The organism is Georgenia satyanarayanai, assembly GCF_009193135.1.
In the GTDB taxonomy this organism is placed as follows: Bacteria; Actinomycetota; Actinomycetes; order Actinomycetales; family Actinomycetaceae; genus Oceanitalea; species Oceanitalea satyanarayanai.
Genome location: NZ_VUKC01000004.1, coordinates 116,394 through 131,452, shown reverse-complemented (window position 1 = coordinate 131,452; position 15,059 = coordinate 116,394). Strand labels below are relative to the sequence as shown.

Sequence of the window (15,059 nt, the reverse complement as noted above, 5' to 3'; positions counted from 1 at the left end):
GCACCGAGCCCGTCAGAAGGTGAGGACCAGACGGCCCCGTGTGCCGCCCGCCTTAAGCTGCCGGTGCGCCTCCGCGGCCTGCTCCGCGGGCAGGGTCCGCGCCACGCGCAGCGACAGCACCCCGCGCGCGGCGAGGTCGACGAGCTCGGCCAGCCCCGCGGCGTCGTGCACGTAGTCGGCCGGGGTCACGGTGTAGACGTCGATGCCGCGCTCGGGCTCCCCGTCGAAGCCGCGCACGCAGGCGACGACACCACCGTCGCGCACGGCCGGCAGGACGGCGGCGCCCATGACCGCGGCGTCGAGCAGCGCGTCCACGCCGCCCGGCTCGTGCTCGCGGACGCCCTGCGGGAAGCCCTGCCCGCGGGGCAGGACGAGGTCGGCGCCGAAGGACTCGACGAGCGCGACGTCCTCGTCCTTGGCGTCGGCGACAACCCGCAGCCCCGCGTGCTTGGCGAGCTCGATCGCGTACCCGCCGACCGCGCCCGCCGCGCCCGTCACGGCGATAGTGCCGGCCGGCGGCACGCGCATCACCTCGAGGCAGCGGCGCGCGGTCAGCGCGTTGAGCGGGAGGGAGGACGCAGCGACGAGGTCGACGTCGTCGGGGAGCCGGGCGACGCCGTTGGCGGGGACGACGACGAGCTCGGCGTACGCACCGCCGCGCGGGGTACGCGGGTCGAGGATCGCGACGACGCGGTCGCCCGGCGCGAGCTCGACCCCCTTCCCGACGGCGTCGACGACGCCGGCCGCGTCCATCCCGGGGATCCACGGCGCCTCGAGGCCGTCGGCGCCTCGCTCGCGGAGCACCGTGTCGGTGGGGTTGACGGCAGCCGCGACGACGGCGATGCGCAGCTCACCCGGCCCGGGCCGAGGCAGGGGCCGGTCCAGGACCTCCAGCTGCTCGGGCCCGCCCGGCGTGGTGACTCCGATGACTCTCATCTGCCCACGCTAGGGCGACGACGGAGCCCCCGCCCGCCCGACGCTCACCCGTCCTCCTCCGCCGGCTTGGTGAGCCGGGCCTGGGTCGCCGCCTTGGTCCGCTCGGGCAACGGCTTCGTGGCCCGTGACATGAGGGTGTTGCGCACCGTGGACCCGACGACGGCGTCGTCCTTGCCCTCGAGCATCGCGGCGACGCCGTCCCGGGCGACCTCGACGGGGTCGTCCTTGCTGTCGGTGCGTCCCACCCGCGTATCCTCCATGCCGGCGCGGGCGAAGAACTCGGTGTCGGTGGGACCGGGCATCATCGTCGTGAGCGTGACACCGGTGTCCCGCAGCTCGTACCTCACCGACTGGGCGAAGTTGAGGACGAAGGCCTTGGAGGCGCTGTAGGTGGCGTAGTAGGGCCCCGGCATCATGCTCGTGACCGAGCCGGTGAGCAGGACGCGCCCGCGTCCGGCAGCGACCATCCGGGGGAGGAGGCGCTTGGCGAGGTGGACGTTGGCGCTGACGTTGAGGCCGATGAGCGTGAGGTCGTCGTCGAGGGACGTCTCGACGAAGGCCCCGCCCACGGCGATGCCGGCGTTGAGGACGAGCGCGTCGACGTCGCGGTCGCCCACGGCGTCGAGGAGGTCCTCCACGCCGTCGTAGGTGGACAGGTCCGCCTGGACCGGCTCGACCGTGAGTCCCGGGGACTGGGGCAGGACGGTGTGGATGGCCTCCTCGTCCGCGCAGATGACGAGGTCGTAGCCCTGCTCGGCCAGGAGGATGGCGACCTCGCGGCCGATCCCGGTCGAGGCGCCGGTGACGACGGCGAGGGGGTGGTCGGACTGGGTGGCTGACATGGGTCCTCCCGGGTCTGGTGGGTGCGGCCCACGGTAGGCGGGCAGGTGGCGCGGCGCGCGGTGGGCGCCCGGCTGTCCACAGCGTTGTCCACCAGTTGTGCACGAGCGCGCCAGAGCCGCGCCGGGTAGCGTCGGCGCATGGGGCACGTCTTCGTCGTCCAGGGCCGGATCGGGCACCTGGACTGCGACGCGATCGTCGTGCCCACCGACCGTGAGTTCGTCGTCGAGCAGGCCTGGCACGCGGCGCTGGGGGTGGACGGGGCGGAGGTCGCGGCGCTCGAGCCGGAGGGCTGGAGGGAGCGCGGCGTCGGCCGGGGCCGCTCCCCCAGCCTCCTCCAGCCGGCGTGGTTCGTCGACGTCGTGCGTGGGACGGGCGACACCGCGAGTGAGCTGCGCGCCGTCATGGGCCGGCTGCGCAGCGCGCTCACCGACGTCGCCGCGGCAGGGCTCACCCCAGGAGCCGGCCGCGCGAAGCTGCTCGTCGCGCTGCCCACGCTCGGCACCGGGGGCGGCGGCTTCGCCGACGTGACGGGCGCCGTCGTCGACGCCCAGCTCGCCACCTGTCAGGACGCGGTCGCCGCCCACGACCTCGACGTCGTCATCGTCGCCGCCACCGCCTCGGACTACACCGCCTTCCAGTCCGCGCGCCTCGTTCACGGGCTGGAGCCGGATGTCGCGACGCAGCCGGCCGACGCCGCGCGCGCCCTCGCCGCGCGCGCCCGCCGTGGTGAGCTGGCGCTCTTCATCGGGGCGGGGGTGAGCATGGCGGCGGGGCTGCCCTCCTGGGAGTCGCTCATCGCGACCATCGCCGACCAGTCCGGTGTCGACCTCGACGACGTCCCCTCCCCGCTCGACCGGGCCGAGCTGCTGCGCCGTGAGCTCGGCGCCGACTTCGGCGCCGCCGTCGCCCGGGAGACCTCCAGCGTCAACCGGTACGCCATCACCCACAGCCTGCTCGCGGCCCTGGGCTGCCGGGAGATCGTCACGACGAACTACGACGCTCTCTACGAGAGCGCTGCCCGCGACATCGAGGGCAGCGGCGCCGTGCCCGCCCTGCCCTACGGACAGCCGGTCAGCGGCAGCCCGTGGGTGCTCAAGATGCACGGCGACGTCGGCGACCCTGCGGGGATCGTCCTCACCCGCAGCGACTTCGTCCGCTACGACTCCCGCTCGCGGCCGCTCGGCTCGGTCGTCCAGGCTCTCCTGCTCACCCGGCACCTGCTCGTCGTCGGCGCCTCGCTCACCGACGACAACTTCCTGCGCCTGGCCCACGAGGTCGTCGACTTCCGGGAGCAGGGGCCCCGCGGGGAGGACTCGCGCCCGCCGCTGGGCACCGTCGTCGACCGCCGGCACGTGGGCGGCAAGGCCCGCCTGTGGGAGGGCGTCTTCGAGTACGTCGCCGCCTCGGAGCGGGAGCGGCCGGAGGAGCAGTCCCGCGACCTGGCGATCGTCCTCGACCTCCTCGCCGCGCACGCCGCCGGGAACCATCACCTCCTCGACCCGCGCTACGCCAATCTCCTCGCTTCGGACGAGGAGCGCGAGACGGCCCGGGCGGCGCGCGAGCTGCACGCCCGCGTGGCCTCGCTCGGCCCGCCGTGGGAGGCCCTCACCCGGGCGCTCGCCGCCCCCGGCGGAGACCGGGCTCGCTGAGAAGCGGTGCGAAGTCGTTCCCGTACGGACGGCGCCGTGCCATGATCAGCGCACGATCACGGCGTGGGGGACGTCATGGAGCGAAGAGGACCGGTGAGCACCCAGGGCTGGGTGCGCCTGCGACGCACGGACGGCCTCGTGCGGCTCGAGCTCGGCGGGGAGGTCGACGCCGTCATGGAGCAGGCCCTCGAGCAGGCGGTCACCGAGGCGCGTACGGGCGGCCTCCCGGTGGAGGTCGACACGCGCGCCGTCACCTTCATGGACTCCCTCGCGCTCACCAGCCTCGCCCGTCTCGCGGCCGGACAGCGCACCGCGGTGTTCGTCGACCCGCCCGACCTCGTCCGTTTCCTCCTCGACGTCACCCGTCTCGGCGACGTCGTCCAGATCCGCGAGACCGGCACGGGCGCCACCGCCGGTGAAGTCTGAAGTCTCAACCAAGACTGGAGGGTTCTCATGACACAGCCCCACACCGCCGTCCCCACCCGAGGCACGCACCAGTACCTGGCGCTGGTGATCGGCGCCGTCTACACGCTCGTGGGAGTGGCCGGGTTCTTCGTCACCGGGTTCGACGGCTTCACCGAGCACAACCATGACCAGACACTGCTCGGTTTCGCGATCAACCCCCTGCACAACATCGTGCACATCCTCATCGGAGTGGCCGGCCTCGCCCTGTGGCGCAGCGACTCCCGCGCCCGCACCTACGGGTGGCTCCTCGCCATCGGGTACGGCGCCGCCTTCGTCTACGGCCTGTTCGTCGTGGACAACCCCGACGCCAACATCCTCAACATCAACTGGGCCGACAACTGGCTCCACATCGCCAGCGTCATCGCTGGTCTCGCCATCGCGCTGTGGCCGCGTCGCCGCGCCGACGACGCGCGGGGCACCACCCGCCGCTGACCGCGCCCGTACCGGCCGCCGCGCCGCTGGCGAAGGACCCGCGTCCGTCGCCAGCGGCGCGGCGTTGCGTCCACGTCGCGCACGACGGCCGGGCCTCGTTCACGCACACTGGTGTCCATGACCTCCGTGCGCGCCGCCCGCAGGCGACTGAGCGACCTGCTGATGGCACGTGTGGCCGGGCCCGAGGCCCAGGACGCACGCCGGCGCATCCACGGGGAACCGGGTGAGCGCTGGTACGGGCCGGAGGACCCCATCCAGCGGGTGCACGGGGACGCGTCGATGTACGTCGGTGGCCTGCGTGCGCTGCTCCTCCAGTCGCTGCACCCGCTGGCGATGGCCGCCGTGGCGCAGCACTCCGACTACCGCAACGACCCGTGGGGGCGCCTGGCCCGCACGAGCACCTTCATCGCCGAGACCACCTACGCGCGGGTGGAGGACGCCGAACGTGCCGTCGCGATCGTCCGCGCCGTCCACCGGCACATCTCGGGGACGACGACGGACGGCGTCGCCTACCGCGCCGACGACCCCCGGCTCATCACGTGGGTCCACATCGCCGAGATCGACAGCTTCCTCACCGCCCACCAGCGTTTCGGCGCCCGGCCGCTGACGCCGGCGGAGACCGACACCTACGTCGCGCAGGCGGCCGGCGTGGCGCGGCGCCTGGGCGGGCAGGACGTGCCGACGACCCACGCCGAGCTCCGCACCGCCCTGGAGCACTACCGCCCCGAGCTGCGCTCGACACCCGAGGCGCTCGAGGCCGCGCAGTTCCTCCTCCACCGGCCGCCGGTCACCGGGCCCGCCCGTGCCGGGTACGCCCTCATCGGGCGCGCGGCCGTCGCAACCCTGCCGCGCTGGGCGCGGGCGCCGCTGCGCCTGCCCGACCACCCGCGGCGCGACGCGACGCTGGGAGCGGCCGCCGGGCACGTGGCCACGCACAGCCTGCGGTGGGTGATGGGCGGGCTGGACGCGGCACCGACGCCGCGGGCGGTCAGTCCCCGCTGACGCGGTCGCTGCCCTGCTGCAGCTCGTCGATGAGGCTTGAGGCCTGCGCCTTGGTCAGGTTCTCAGGCACCTCCCGGCCCGCCTCGCGGGCGAGCGTGCTGAGGTAGCTGACCTGGGCGCCGGTGGCCGGCTCGTCGCCGGTGGTCCAGTCCTCGGGGTCCTTGATCGTGTCGCTGGGCTGCTCGCTCATGCGCCCACGCTAGGACCGCGCCCGCCGCCCGGCGAGCGGGACCGAGCAGTCCCCGACCTTGCCGTGCCGAATACTCGACATGTGTCTACGCTGGCTCGCGGGGCGCGGCGGTGCGCCTTGGAAGGGGAGAGCATGACACAGGCGGGCGGCCCTGAGGTGGAGCGGGTGGCGACGGTGCGGTCGCTGGACCTCCTCGACACCCCGGCGGAGGAGCGCTTCGACCGGATCGTCGACCTCGCCCGGCGGATCTTCGACGTGCCCTACGCGGCGGTCAACCTCATCGACGCGGACCGGCAGTGGAGCAAGGCGGCGAGCGGGCTGCCGTTCGCCCAGGAGCTGCCCCTCTCCCGGAGCTTCTGTGCCACGACGGTCACCGACGAGGGGGCGCTCGTCGTCCCCGACGCCCGCGCCGACGCCCGCTTCCGCGACAACCCGGCCACGGTCGAGGACCCGGGGGTGCGCTTCTACGCCGGCCAGCCGCTCGCCGTGGACGGGGCGCGAGTCGGAGCCCTGTGCCTGGTCGACCAGCAGCCGCGGCAACTGACCGACGACCAGCTCGAGCTGCTCGAGGAGCTGGGGCGCTGGGCGGAGTCCGAGCTGACGCGCAGCGCGGACATGCGCCAGGCCGCCGAGGTCCAGCGACGCCTCCTCCCGTCGACAGCGCCCGAGGTCGTGGGCCTGGACGTCGCCGGGCGGTGCGTCCAGTCCCGCGGGGTCGGCGGGGACTTCTACGACTGGATGGATGCCGACGGCCAGCTCAACGTCGTCCTCGCCGACGTCATGGGCAAGGGTCTCAGCGCGGCGATCCAGGCCGCCGGCGTCCGCGCCACACTGCGCACGACGATGCGCTTCAACACCATGGAGACCGCGCTGCGCAAGTCCTCCCGCAGCATCGCCGAGGACCTCGACGGCGCCGGCGCCTTCGTCACCGCCTTCCTCGCGCGGGTGGACGGGCGCGACGGGCAGGTGGAGTACGTCGACGCCGGTCACGGTCTGGGCTTCGTCCTCGAGGCCGAGGGCGCGTTCCGACGCCTCAAGGACACACAGCCGCCGCTCGGCATCGACCCGGACCACCCGTGGCACTCGCGGCGAACCGTCCTCGGCCCCGGGGACGCGCTCGTCGCGGTGAGCGACGGGTATCTCGACTTCATCACCTCCGAGGCCGAGGCGCGCGCCGCCCTCGAGGAGCTCGGACGGGAGAGCGTCTCCGCGGAGCAGATCGCCGAGAACTTCATCTCGTGGGCGGTCGACCGCGTGCCCCTGGACGACGTGAGCGTCCTCGTCGTCCGGAGGGCGGCATGAACCCTGTACGGCTCGCGCTCGTGCGGGTCCTCGTCGTCCTCACGCTTCTCGCGGGGACCTGGTACGTCGGGTGGCGCTGGCTGTTCTCCGTCAACTGGAGCAGCTGGTGGATCGCGCTGCCCCTCGTCCTCGCCGAGACCTACGCGCTCGTCGACGCCTTCCTCTTCGGCACGACCATGTGGCGGGCGCGCCGCCGTCCGCAGCCGGATCCCGCCCCGGACGAGGCGACCGTCGACGTCTTCATCACGACGTACAACGAGCCCGTCGAGATGGTCGTGGCCACCGCCCGCGCAGCCCAGCGGATCCGCCACCCCCACACGACGTGGATCCTCGACGACGGCGCGCGGCCGGAGATGCGGGAGGCGGCGGCGCGCCTGGGCGTCGGTTACGTCACCCGGAGCGAGGACTGGGCCGACCGGCCCCGGCACGCCAAGGCCGGCAACCTCAACAACGCACTGTTCGAGACGGAGGGAGAGTTCCTCCTCATCCTCGACGCCGACCAGGTGCCGGAGCCGGAGATCCTCGACAGGACGCTCGGCTACTTCGCGGACCCCGAGATCGCCCTCGTCCAGACCCCGCAGTGGTTCAGCAACGTCACCGAGAGCGACCCGCTGGGTAGCCAGGCGCCCTTGTTCTACGGACCGATCCAGCAGGGCAAGGACGGCTGGAACGCCGCCTTCTTCTGCGGCTCCAACGCCGTGCTGCGCCGGGAGGCACTCATGCAGCTCGGCGTCGTCGGCTACGTGCGGGAGGTCCGCGAGGCCGTCGAGGACGCGCTCGACGCGGCAGGCCGCATCGTGCGCCGCGCCCGGCGGGACGCGACGGCGCACGGGCCGGCCGTCGTCGCCGCGCTCGACGCCGTCGCCGCCGCCGTGACGACCGCCCGCCGGCGCGCCCGTGCCGGGGAGGAGCTCGGGTCGGTGACCTACGACTTCCGCCGCGCCGTCGACGCCGCCTCCCGCGCCCTGGTCGACGCCGATGTCGCGCAGATCCGGGCCGACCTCGAGGAGCTCGAGCGGATGTCGGAGGGTGGTCCCGTCGAGGTCGACGAGGAGCTCGGGCTGCCCGTCGTCGACGACCAGTCCCTGGAACGGCTCGCCGCGCGCGACTGGTCACCGCTGGGGGCTCTCCAGTCGGTCGACCAGCTCGTGCGCGCCGTCGACGTCGACCGTGGCGACGAGGCGCAGCCGGTCATGCCGCTCGCGACCATCTCCGTCACCGAGGACATGGCGACGGCGATGCGGCTGCACTCCCTGGGCTGGCGATCGGTGTACCACCACGAGACGCTCGCCAAGGGCCTGGCACCCGAGGACCTGCGCACGATGCTCCAGCAGCGCCTGCGGTGGGCCCAGGGCACCATGCAGGTCTTCCTCCGGGAGAACCCGCTGGTCCAGCGGGGGCTGTCGCTGGGACAGCGGCTCATGTACTTCGCGACGATGTGGAGCTACCTCTCGGGCTTCGCGGCCGTCGTCTTCATCGCCGCCCCCGTCATCTACCTGTGCTTCGGGGTGCTGCCCGTCAACGCCTACGGCATGGAGTTCCTCCAGCGCTTCGTGCCCTACGTCGTCCTCAACCAGCTGCTCTTCATGGTCGTCGGGTACGGCGTCAAGACGTGGCGCGGCCACCAGTACAGCCTCGCCCTGTTCCCGCTGTGGATCAGGGCCTGCTGGACGGCTGCCGCCAACGTCGTCGGGGGGCGTCCGCTGGGCTTCGTCGTCACCCCCAAGACCCGACAGGCTCGCACCGGCTTCCCGTGGCGGCTGGTGCTTCCCCAGGCCGTCGCGGTCGTCGTCCTCGTGCTCGCGTGCGTCGTCGGCGTCGTCCGGCTGTGGACCGGCACGGCGGGCAGCGCGATCGGCACGGGCGTCAACGTCGTCTGGGTCGTCTACGACCTCGTCGTCATCAGTGTCATCTTCGAAGCGGCGCGCTTCCGTGCGCCGGACAACCACGAGGAGGTAGCGGTCCATGGAGATCACGGCCAGGCAGGAGGCTGAGGTCCAGGTGCTGGAGTGCAGCGGCAGGTTGACCATGGTCACTGCCCGCAGCCTGCGCGACGCCGTCGAGCAGGCGCTCGGCGCGGGTCCACCGCGGCTCGTCCTCGACCTCGGCGAGGTGGGCTTCGTCGACTCCTCCGGGCTGGGGGCGCTGATCTCGGCGCTCAAGCGGGCCCGGCAGGCCGGCGGTGACCTGCGGATCGCGGCCGTGACCGAGCAGGTACGGACGGTCCTCAAGCTGACGAACCTCGACCGGGTGCTGCGGCCCTACGCGGACGTGCCGGGTGCTCGCGATGGCTGGTGAGCACCGCCGGACCGGGCTCGCGCTGCCCGCGGCGCTCTCCGAGGTCCACGCGCTCTTCGCCGAGGTGGCCGCGGCCCATCCCGGTCTCACGGTGGAGGACGTCATGCGGGTGGAGACCGCGCTCATCGAGCTCGTCGGGAACATCGTCGAGCACGGGCGACCCTCGGGCGGCGTCCGGTACACCCTCGAGGTGGCGGTGAGTCCCGGCGAGGTCGTCGCCCACCTCGCCGACGACGCCCGTGAGCCCGCCCCCGGAGCCGCCGATCACGACATGCCCGACGAGTGGGCCGAGACCGGTCGCGGCCTCGCCCTCGCCGGCGCCCTCGTCGACGAGCTCGTCCACGAGGCCGGGCCCACGGGCAACCGCTGGCAGATCACGCAGCGGCGGACCGGGGGGACGCCCGGCTAGGTCAGCTGCAGCGTCGTGAGGCAGGTGGGGTCCTCCTCGCCGGTGGCGACGGGGACCTCGCCGGTGCGGCCGTCGTGGGTGACCTCCAGGACGCCCTCGACGTCGCGCGGCAGCCAGAAGCCGGCGAAGCCGTTGGCGAAGGTCGTCGTCGTCTCGTCGAGGAGCACCTCGCCGTCGGACGTCGTGAAGGTGACCTCGATGTCCGCCTCGGTGAGCTCGCCCTGGCACGTCGTCAGCGAGTGGAAGTAGCACTCGTGGCTGCTGTCCACGTACGGCGCGACGGACAGGTAGAACTCGTCCTCGGGCAGCGCGACGGCGAGCTCCTCCGTGCCGTCTGAGACGAGCAGCTCGCCGGGCCGGACGGAGGCGGTGAGGTCGGCCGGCCGGTCGGCACCGCCGAGCCGGTCGAGGTGGTCGACGATCTCCTTGCCGCTCATGCCGTCGAGGCCGTGGTCGGCGAGCAGGGGTGCGGGCTCCAGAGGGGCAGCGGCGTCGTCCGCGGCGTCGGAGCAGGCGGACAGGGCGATCAGCAGGGTGGCGGCGGCAGCGGCCACGCGTGGGGTTCGTGCCATATGTCCAGTCTCGGGCACCGAGCCGCGCGGCGTCCCGGGCCCAAGGTCCCCACTGCGGGCGGAGTCCACCTGTCGCCGACAACTCGGCTGTCGGCGAGAAGTCGGCTGTCGACGGGAACTCGGCTGTCGGCGAGAAGTCGGCTGTCGGCGAGAAGTCGGCTGTCGGCGAGAAGTCGGCTGTCGGCGAGAAGTCGGCTGTCGGCGGGAAGTCGGCTGTCGGCGGGAAGTCGGCTGTCGGCGGGAAGGGCCGCGGGCGGGTGGCATCCTGGCGGGATGCAGCCGATCCTCGCCGTCGCCGCGATGGGCGGGACCATCGCGATGACCGCCCCCGCGCCCGGTGCCGCCGCCCAGCCCCGGCTCGACGCCGTCGACCTCGTGCGCGGCGTCCCCGAGCTCGCCGGGCTCGCCGCCGTCCTCGTGACGTCCGTGTGCACCAAGCCCTCGGCCTCGGTCGAGGTGGCCGACGTCCTCGAGGCCCTCACCTGGGCCCGCGCGCAGGTCGACGACGGCGCGAGCGGTGTCGTCGTCACGCACGGCACCGACACACTCGAGGAGACGGCCTTCCTCCTCGACCTCCTGTGGGACCGGCCCGAGCCGCTCGTCGTCACCGGCGCGATGCGCCAGGCGGACCTCACCGGCACCGACGCGCCCGCCAACCTCCTCGCCGCCGCCCGCGTCGCGCTCGCCACCGAGGCGCGTGAGCGCGGGGTGCTCGTCGTCCTCAACGACGAGATCCACCTCGCCGCGCGGGTGACCAAGGAGAGCTCGACGGCGCTGGACACCTTCGCCTCGCCGGGCTTCGGCCCGGTCGGCCGCGTGCAGGAGCGTCAGGCGCGCTTCGCCTCCCCCGCCGTCCCGCGTCCCGCCCCCCTGCCGCCGCCCGAGGCCGGGCCGGTCGACGTCGCCCTCGTGGAGGCGCCGCTCGCCGACGACGGCCGCGTCGTCCGCGCGCTCCTCGCGGCGGGCTTCGGCGCCCTCGTCGTCGACGGCAGCGGGCTCGGGCACGTCTCCGCGGCCACCTCCGCGGTTCTTGCGGCGGCGGTGGCCGACGGCGTCGTCGTCGTGGTCGCCTCCCGCACCTCGCGCGGGGGCACGGGTCGGGCCACCTACGGGTACATCGGGTCCGAGGCCCAGCTCATCGAGGCCGGGGTGCTCATGGCTGGGGAGCTGTCCGGGCGCAAGGCCCGGCTGCTCCTCCACGTCCTGCGTCACGCCGGGCACTCCGGTGAGGAGCTCGCTGCCGCGCTCGAGGAGCGCGCCCGCGTGTGAGTCCTCAGCCCGCGAGGGCGGTGAGGAGCTCCTCGAGGATCGGCCCGGCGGTCTGGGCGCCGGAGACGCCGGTCTCGACGAGGACGGCGACGGCGAGGTCCCCCTGGGCGGCGATCATCCACGTGTGCGTCTCGTGCGCGCCGCCCTCGTCCGGGGAGCCGTACTCGGCGGTGCCGGTCTTCGCGAGGACCGGCTCGCCCGGGACGTCCTGGAGGATGACGCCCGACCCCTCGGCGACGACCGCCCCCATGAGCTCGCGCAGCTGCTCGGCCTCGGCCTCGGTGAGCGGCTCGGCCGGCTCGGCGGCCTCCGGGACGGCGCCGACGACGAGCTGCGGGAGGACGGCGTGGCCCGCCTGCACCGACGCCGCGACCGTCGCCATCGCGAGGGGGCTGGCCAGCACGCGGCCCTGCCCGATGAGCGAGGCGGCGCGCTCCGTCTCGCCCTCCGGCGCCGGCACCTGCCCGAGGTAGGCGGGGAAGCCGAGCTCACGCTCGGCCCCGAGGCCCAGCGCCTCCGCGGCCGCGGCGAGGTCGCCGTCCTCGAGGAGGTCGCGCTGGTCCATGAGCGCGGTGTTGCACGAGTGGGCCAGGGCCGTGCGGAAGGGCACCTCGCCGAGGGCGGAGGCCGGGTAGTCGTCGTAGTTGGTGAACTCACGGCCGTCGACGGTGAGGCTCTCCGAGCACGTCACCGCGTCGTCGGGCTCCAGGCCGGCCCGCAGGAGGGCGAGAGAGGTGACGACCTTGAACGTCGAGCCGGGTGCGTACTGGCCGGCGGTCGCGGCGTTGAGGCCCTCGTTGCCCGGGCCGTTCGCGGCGGCGAGGACCTCACCGGTGGAGGGACGAAGCGCGACGATCGCGCTCGCGGAGCCCTCGGTGTCCTCGCTGGAGTAGAGGACCTCCTCCGCGGCCTGCTGGACGTCGACGTCCAGGGTGAGGCGCAGGTCCTCCGGCTCGGTGCCCCGGCCCTCGAAGAGGGTGCGGCGCGCGTCGGCGGCGTCGACGGCGGCGACCTCGACATCGGGCGTCCCGCGCAGCTGGTCCTCGAAGGTGGCCTGGAGGCCGGACAGGCCGACGTCGTCACCCGCCCGGACGCGTCCCTCGGAGGCCTCGACGACCTCCGCCGTCGCCGGCCCGACCCGCCCGAGCAGCTCGCGGGCGAACTCGCGGGTGGGGGCGAGCGGGATGCTGTCCTCGACGACGCGCGCGCCGGGGATGTCGGCGAAGTCCTCGCCGACGGCGTCCTCGGCGTCCTCGGGGCGCAGGACGATCGCCTCGACGAAGGCCTTCGCTCCCATCGCCTCGGCGCGCTCACGGAAGGCGGCGGGGTCGACGCCGAGAGCCTCGGCGACCTGCTCGGCCCGCTCCCCCACCTCGTCGGCCTCGACGAGCGTCTTGTCCAGGCCGTAGCGGCCGACGGGCCGCTCGGTGACGATGACCTCCTCGTCCGCGCCGAGGACGTCGGCGCGCTCGGGCAGCGTGCGGGTCACCTCGAGGTGCTCACCCTCCGAAAGGCCGGGGACGAGGACGTCGGGCCGCCAGGCCACGGCCCAGCCGCCGTCGTCCTCCTGCTCGACGAGCTCCGCCGTCGTCGTGTAGTCCCACTCGTGGTCCTCGACGGTCCACGACCACGCGAGGTCGACGCTGGCCGTGCCGTCCTCCTCCCCGCGCGTCACCTCCTGCGCCTCCACCGCGACGTCGTACCCGGCGAGCGGGGCGACGAGCTCGGCGAAGGACTCGGCGGCGGCCGGGTCGGTGAGCGTGACGCCGTCCAGGCCGCGCTCGGCCAGGGCCGCGGCCAGGGCGGAGGCGGCACCGTCGAGGCCGTCGTCCTCGGGGCCCGAGCAGGCGGTGAGGAGCAGGAGCAGGGCACAGGCAGGAACGAGGCGCCGGATCACCGGGCCGAGTATTCCCGGGCGCGCGCACCACGGGCAAGGCTCCGCGTGCCGGACCGGGGCGCGCACGCTAGACAGGAACCATGCCCCGCTACGGATTCCACGCCTCGCACGAGCAGATCGCCCCCTCCCAGCTCCTCCGGGACGTCCAGCAGGCCGAACGCGCCGGCTTCGACATGGCCATGTGCTCGGACCACTTCGCTCCGTGGTCGGTGCGGCAGGGGCACTCCGGGTTCACGTGGTCGTGGCTGGGCGCCGCGCTCGCCACGACGACCCTGCGCCTGGGTGCGGTCAACGCCCCCGGGCAGCGCTACCACCCGGCGATCGTCGCGCAGGCCTCCGCGACGCTCGCCGAGATGTTCCCCGGCCGGTTCTGGGTGGCGCTGGGGAGCGGGCAGAACATGAACGAGCACATCACGGGCGACAAGTGGATCGGCAAGGACCTGCGCCAGGAGCGCCTCGAGGAGTGCGTCGAGGTCATCCGGCGGCTGCACGCCGGGGAGGAGGTCACCTTCCGCGGCCGGCACGTGACCGTCGAGCGCGCGCGCCTCTACACCCTCCCGCCCGAGCCGCCGGCGCTCATGGGCCCCGCCCTGTCCCCCGGCACCGCCGCCCGTGCCGCGCGCTGGGCCGACGGGCTCATCACGATCAACAGCGAGCTCGACGCGATGCGCGAGATCGTCGGCGCCTACCGGGAGGCCGGCGGGGAGGGCACGCTCGCCCTCCAGGTGCACGTCTCGATCGCCCCGACGATGGCGGAGGCCCGCGACATCGCGCGCGACCAGTGGCAGAACAACACCTTCCCCGAGCCGATCGCGCACGACACCGCCACACCCGAGGACTTCGACAAGGTCGGCCGCTACGTGCCCGACGAGGTCGTCGCCGGCGCCGTCGTCGTCACCGACTCGGTGGCCGGGCTGGTCGAGCAGCTGCGCGAGTACGAGGAGCTCGGCTTCGACGAGGTGTACCTCCACCACGTCGGCCAGGACCAGGCCCCCTTCCTCGCCCTCGCCGAGCGCGAGCTGCTGCCGGCGCTGCGGGGCTGAGCGCCCGGTGACTTTCGGGGGGCGCGCCGGTCTGCCCTCCCATGGTCACCTTCATGCTGCTCCCCGGTGCCGGCGGCTCCGCCTGGGTCTGGCACCTCGTCGCCCGGGAGCTCGAGGCCCGGGGGCACCGCGCCGTGCCGGTCGACCTTCCCGCCGGCGACGACGACGCCGGCCTGGCCGCGTACACCGATGTTGCCGTCGCCGCCGTCCCGCCCGGTGCGGAGGATGTCGCCGTCGTCGCCCTGTCGATGGGTGCCCTCACCGCGCCGCTCCTCTGCGAGCGCCTCCCGGTCCGCCTCCTCGTCCTGCACAACGCCATGGTCCCGGTCCCGGGCGAGACCGGCGGGGACTGGTGGCGGGTGACGGGGCAGCACGAGGCGATGGTCGAGCACGCCCGGAGCATCGGGCTGAGCGAGGCGGACCTCCAGGACGACGCGGTGCTCTACGGCCACGACGTCCCGCCCGAGCTGCTCTCCGAGGAGGGCGAGCGGGACCGTGACCAGTCCGGCCGTCCCTTCGCCGACCCGTGGCCGCTCGCCGCGTGGCCGGACGTGCCCACCCGCGTCGTCACCGGCCGCGACGACCGCCTCTTCCCCCGCGACTTCCAGCACCGTATCGCCCGCGAGCGCCTCGGGATCGTGCCCGACGACATCGACGGCGGCCACCTCGCCGCCCTCAGCCACCCGGGCCAGCTGGCCGCGCTGCTCGACCGCTACGCCGCCGAGGTCCACGGCGGTCTTGTTAGGTGACCT

16 protein-coding genes are annotated in these 15,059 nt (G+C 74.0%); 11 read left to right on the top strand and 5 right to left on the bottom strand.

Going from position 1 to position 15,059, the window contains the following annotated elements; all coding sequences use genetic code 11:
* Positions 1–12: 12 nt before the first annotated feature.
* Together GD632_RS07235 and GD632_RS07230 are read right to left on the bottom strand one after the other, a co-directional pair.
* Positions 13–936: a quinone oxidoreductase family protein gene (locus tag GD632_RS07235; protein WP_152190391.1), complete on the bottom strand. Its 924-nt coding sequence runs from the start codon at positions 934–936 to the stop codon at positions 13–15.
* A gap of 44 nt (positions 937–980) precedes the next feature.
* Entirely contained in the window at positions 981–1,778 is a 798-nt protein-coding gene (locus GD632_RS07230; RefSeq protein ID WP_152190389.1) for an SDR family NAD(P)-dependent oxidoreductase, read from the bottom strand.
* 138 nt (positions 1,779–1,916) lie between these two features.
* On the opposite strand from GD632_RS07230, the gene GD632_RS07225 reads away from it, so the two are divergent.
* The 4 genes from GD632_RS07225 to GD632_RS07210 all read left to right on the top strand — a co-directional run bounded on the left by GD632_RS07225 (position 1,917) and on the right by GD632_RS07210 (position 5,327).
* Positions 1,917–3,428 (top strand): SIR2 family protein, encoded by a 1,512-nt coding sequence (locus tag GD632_RS07225; protein ID WP_152190387.1) that lies wholly within the window; start codon positions 1,917–1,919, stop codon positions 3,426–3,428.
* A 93-nt stretch (positions 3,429–3,521) separates the two neighbouring features.
* Positions 3,522–3,854 (top strand): STAS domain-containing protein, encoded by a 333-nt coding sequence (locus GD632_RS07220; protein ID WP_226924722.1) that lies wholly within the window; start codon positions 3,522–3,524, stop codon positions 3,852–3,854.
* A 27-nt stretch (positions 3,855–3,881) separates the two neighbouring features.
* Positions 3,882–4,325: a DUF4383 domain-containing protein gene (locus GD632_RS07215; protein ID WP_152190383.1), complete on the top strand. Its 444-nt coding sequence runs from the start codon at positions 3,882–3,884 to the stop codon at positions 4,323–4,325.
* 117 nt (positions 4,326–4,442) lie between these two features.
* Positions 4,443–5,327, top strand: a complete 885-nt coding sequence (locus tag GD632_RS07210; RefSeq protein WP_152190381.1) for an oxygenase MpaB family protein — start codon at positions 4,443–4,445, stop codon at positions 5,325–5,327.
* On the opposite strand, the gene GD632_RS07205 is transcribed toward GD632_RS07210, so the two are convergent.
* Positions 5,314–5,517 (bottom strand): DUF3072 domain-containing protein, encoded by a 204-nt coding sequence (locus GD632_RS07205; protein WP_152190379.1) that lies wholly within the window; start codon positions 5,515–5,517, stop codon positions 5,314–5,316. The genes GD632_RS07210 and GD632_RS07205 overlap by 14 nt on opposite strands.
* Positions 5,518–5,649: 132 nt before the next feature.
* Between GD632_RS07205 and GD632_RS07200 the strand changes: the two genes are divergently transcribed.
* From GD632_RS07200 to GD632_RS07185, 4 genes are read left to right on the top strand one after another with little or no spacing between them, the layout of a single operon-like run.
* Positions 5,650–6,819, top strand: a complete 1,170-nt coding sequence (locus tag GD632_RS07200; protein ID WP_152190377.1) for a PP2C family protein-serine/threonine phosphatase — start codon at positions 5,650–5,652, stop codon at positions 6,817–6,819.
* Positions 6,816–8,813, top strand: coding sequence for a glycosyltransferase family 2 protein (locus GD632_RS07195; protein WP_152190375.1), 1,998 nt, complete (start codon positions 6,816–6,818; stop codon positions 8,811–8,813). Before GD632_RS07200 ends, GD632_RS07195 begins: the two co-directional genes overlap by 4 nt.
* The gene (locus GD632_RS07190) at positions 8,785–9,117 is read left to right on the top strand and encodes an STAS domain-containing protein (protein ID WP_152190372.1); all 333 of its coding nucleotides are present in this window, start codon (positions 8,785–8,787) and stop codon (positions 9,115–9,117) included. Before GD632_RS07195 ends, GD632_RS07190 begins: the two co-directional genes overlap by 29 nt.
* Positions 9,107–9,526: an ATP-binding protein gene (locus GD632_RS07185; RefSeq protein ID WP_152190370.1), complete on the top strand. Its 420-nt coding sequence runs from the start codon at positions 9,107–9,109 to the stop codon at positions 9,524–9,526. The genes GD632_RS07190 and GD632_RS07185 overlap by 11 nt, the downstream gene beginning before the upstream one ends.
* Here GD632_RS07185 and GD632_RS07180 read toward each other — a convergent pair.
* Entirely contained in the window at positions 9,523–10,098 is a 576-nt protein-coding gene (locus GD632_RS07180) for a CueP family metal-binding protein (protein ID WP_152190367.1), read from the bottom strand. The two genes, GD632_RS07185 and GD632_RS07180, sit on opposite strands and share 4 nt — an antisense overlap.
* 273 nt (positions 10,099–10,371) lie before the next feature.
* Here GD632_RS07180 and GD632_RS07175 point away from each other — a divergent pair, with 273 nt between their 5' ends.
* Positions 10,372–11,367: an asparaginase domain-containing protein gene (locus tag GD632_RS07175; protein WP_152190365.1), complete on the top strand. Its 996-nt coding sequence runs from the start codon at positions 10,372–10,374 to the stop codon at positions 11,365–11,367.
* A gap of 4 nt (positions 11,368–11,371) precedes the next feature.
* Here GD632_RS07175 and GD632_RS07170 read toward each other — a convergent pair whose 3' ends face one another.
* Positions 11,372–13,264 carry a penicillin-binding transpeptidase domain-containing protein gene (locus tag GD632_RS07170; RefSeq protein ID WP_226924720.1) on the bottom strand — a complete coding sequence of 631 codons (1,893 nt, stop codon included), beginning with the start codon at positions 13,262–13,264 and terminating at the stop codon, positions 11,372–11,374.
* An 80-nt stretch (positions 13,265–13,344) separates the two neighbouring features.
* On the opposite strand from GD632_RS07170, the gene GD632_RS07165 reads away from it, so the two are divergent.
* Together GD632_RS07165 and GD632_RS07160 are read left to right on the top strand one after the other, a co-directional pair.
* A complete protein-coding gene (locus GD632_RS07165) occupies positions 13,345–14,307 on the top strand; it encodes a TIGR03885 family FMN-dependent LLM class oxidoreductase (RefSeq protein WP_152190363.1) in 963 nt (320 codons plus the stop codon).
* Between the two features lie 53 nt (positions 14,308–14,360).
* Positions 14,361–15,056, top strand: a complete 696-nt coding sequence (locus tag GD632_RS07160; protein ID WP_226924718.1) for an alpha/beta fold hydrolase — start codon at positions 14,361–14,363, stop codon at positions 15,054–15,056.
* Positions 15,057–15,059 lie beyond the last annotated feature (3 nt).